At 48.4% G+C, this 2,078-nt stretch carries 3 protein-coding genes, 1 tRNA gene and 2 pseudogenes; 2 read left to right on the forward strand and 4 right to left on the reverse strand.

The features are described from left to right. A pseudogene (locus ACJHVI_RS05335) lies at positions 1 to 114 on the forward strand (IS982 family transposase); the annotation flags it as partial. Between the two features lie 54 nt (positions 115 to 168). Here the strand turns inward: ACJHVI_RS05335 and ACJHVI_RS05340 are convergent. The 4 genes and pseudogenes from ACJHVI_RS05340 to ACJHVI_RS05355 form a co-directional block, all read right to left on the reverse strand. Next, positions 169 to 453 (reverse strand): BolA family protein, encoded by a 285-nt coding sequence (locus ACJHVI_RS05340; protein WP_483183621.1) that lies wholly within the window; start codon positions 451 to 453, stop codon positions 169 to 171. After that, positions 446 to 1,009 (reverse strand): inner membrane-spanning protein YciB, encoded by a 564-nt coding sequence (locus ACJHVI_RS05345; protein ID WP_483183622.1) that lies wholly within the window; start codon positions 1,007 to 1,009, stop codon positions 446 to 448. Before ACJHVI_RS05345 ends, ACJHVI_RS05340 begins: the two co-directional genes overlap by 8 nt. 12 nt (positions 1,010 to 1,021) lie before the next feature. Beyond that, a complete protein-coding gene (locus tag ACJHVI_RS05350; protein ID WP_483183623.1) occupies positions 1,022 to 1,519 on the reverse strand; it encodes a ComF family protein in 498 nt (165 codons plus the stop codon). A 57-nt stretch (positions 1,520 to 1,576) separates the two neighbouring features. Then, a pseudogene (locus tag ACJHVI_RS05355) lies at positions 1,577 to 1,705 on the reverse strand (hypothetical protein); the annotation flags it as partial. Positions 1,706 to 1,854: 149 nt separating this feature from the next. Between ACJHVI_RS05355 and ACJHVI_RS05360 the strand changes: the two are divergent. Next, positions 1,855 to 1,944, forward strand: a tRNA-Ser gene (locus ACJHVI_RS05360). Positions 1,945 to 2,078: the final 134 nt, after the last annotated feature.

The raw sequence follows: 2,078 nt of genomic DNA on the forward strand, positions 1-2,078 counted from the left end.
CATCGTTCAGAGAAGGGATTTTTGTTGAATCTGATTTCTGGATTAACGGCATATTGCTTGTTTGCGTATAAGCCGCAGATGTTTGGGAAGAATGCTTTGGCGGCTGCTAAATAGAGGGGGCTTATCCCGAACTCAGGTTAAACTATGAATACAAGCGCCGAAACGCGCTTATATTGATGCCGATGAGACCTGCTGCGGCGTTTTCGCCTCGATGGATAAGGCATGTATTTCCGCTCCCATCAAATCCGCCACCGCCGCATAGACGGCCTGATGCCGTTTTACCGCAGATAAGCCCGCAAAAGCCCCGCTCACGATATAGACCGCAAAATGCCCTGCCCCGCCTGCCGAAGCATGTCCGACATGCAAGGCGGAATTATCACGAATCTCTAAGCATTGCGGCGCAAATGCCGCGCGCAAAGCCTGCTCCAACATCGCAATCCGCGCCTCACTCATCCTCGCCCTCCTTATCCTTACGCAAATAAGCACGCAGCAGCACAAATTGCGCAATTAAAAAGACAATTGTCAGCCCCATCAAGCCGAAAAACTTAAAGCTGACATAGACATCATTCGAAAAATTCAATGCCACAAAAACATTCAGCGCACCTTCAAACAAAAAGAAAATGACCCAAGCCACATTCAAGCGCGTCCATAAATGCTCGGGCATATCGAATGCGCTATGCAGCATCTTTTTAGTCAAATTTTCCCTGCCCACATATTGCGAGACTAAAAAGACCGCCGCAATCGCGATGTTTAAGACCGTCGGTTTGAATTTGATAAACAAATCATTATGCACCGCCAAAGTCAGCACGCCCAAAACCCAAATCACCAATACCGTCAGCCAATGGCGTTTCTCAATCGCGGTATTTCTCAACTTCATCCACAGCAATTGCACAACCGACACCAGCATCAAAGCCGCCGTCGCCACATACATCGCCTGATCCGCATAACCCAACACACGCGCCGACACATAAGCGCCGATAAACGCCACAACCGGAATAAAATCCTGCATATATCCTCTACATTAATCAAAAAGCGCGGCAGCAAACACCGCCGCATAAACTCTCTGCGCACCTGCACGTTTTAGCGTCCGCGCCGCCTCACGCATCGTTGCTCCCGTCGTATAAACATCATCCAACAATAACACCGACGGCGGACACGCGCCCTGCACGGAAAACGCCCCTCGAATATTCTTCCGCCTCAGCCTTGCCGCCAAAGAAGATTGCGGCGCTCGCCCTTGTTTGACTAACAAAGCCTTATTCATCGGCAAGCCATAATGCTTTGCCATCGCCGCCGCCAAATAATGCGTTTGATTAAAACCGCGTTGCAGCAAACGCCCTCTTGAAATCGGCATCGGCAGCAACACATCGACAGCAGACAACGAGCACTGCGACATCATCGCCGCCATCAAAGCCAAAGCCCTGCGGTTTGCCGCATATTTTGCCGCCAAAACCACATCGCGCACCACATACTCAAAGCAGCAAGCAATAAATAAAGCCTCAATTTCAGGCGGTTTGCGCAAACATGCTCCGCATACCTCCGCCTGCGGCAAAGGACGCGAACAAGAGCGGCAATGCCGAGGAAAAGCACGCAATAAGGTCTGACAATCCGCGCATAACGGCTCCTCACAAAAAGCATTGCAATGCAAGCAAGATTGCGGAAAAAACGCCGCAAACGAAGGCGCAGACCAAAAAGCAGAAAAATTCATGGCGCGCTATTGTAGCCGCAGCCCAAAAAGCAAGCAAAACCTTTTCCAAAACCTGAATAAAAATTCAGTAAAAACATTGCAAAGCCGAAGAATCAGAAAATAAGACTAGACAAAAAAAACAGAACTCACTAAAATTGCGCCCTCATTATGGAAAGATGGCAGAGTGGTTGAATGCACCGGTCTTGAAAACCGGCGAGGGTTAACGCCCTTCCAGGGTTCGAATCCCTGTCTTTCCGCCACTAACGATTAAAAGCAGCTTGTCAAGCTGCTTTTTTTATTGCCTTTTTTATCTTTTCGGAAGATTAGAGCATGAATTCTTACCCAACATGACAAAAATTTAACTAATAAAATTAACGCCTTATAGCGACTTATT

It is taken from the genome of Suttonella sp., assembly GCF_056855035.1.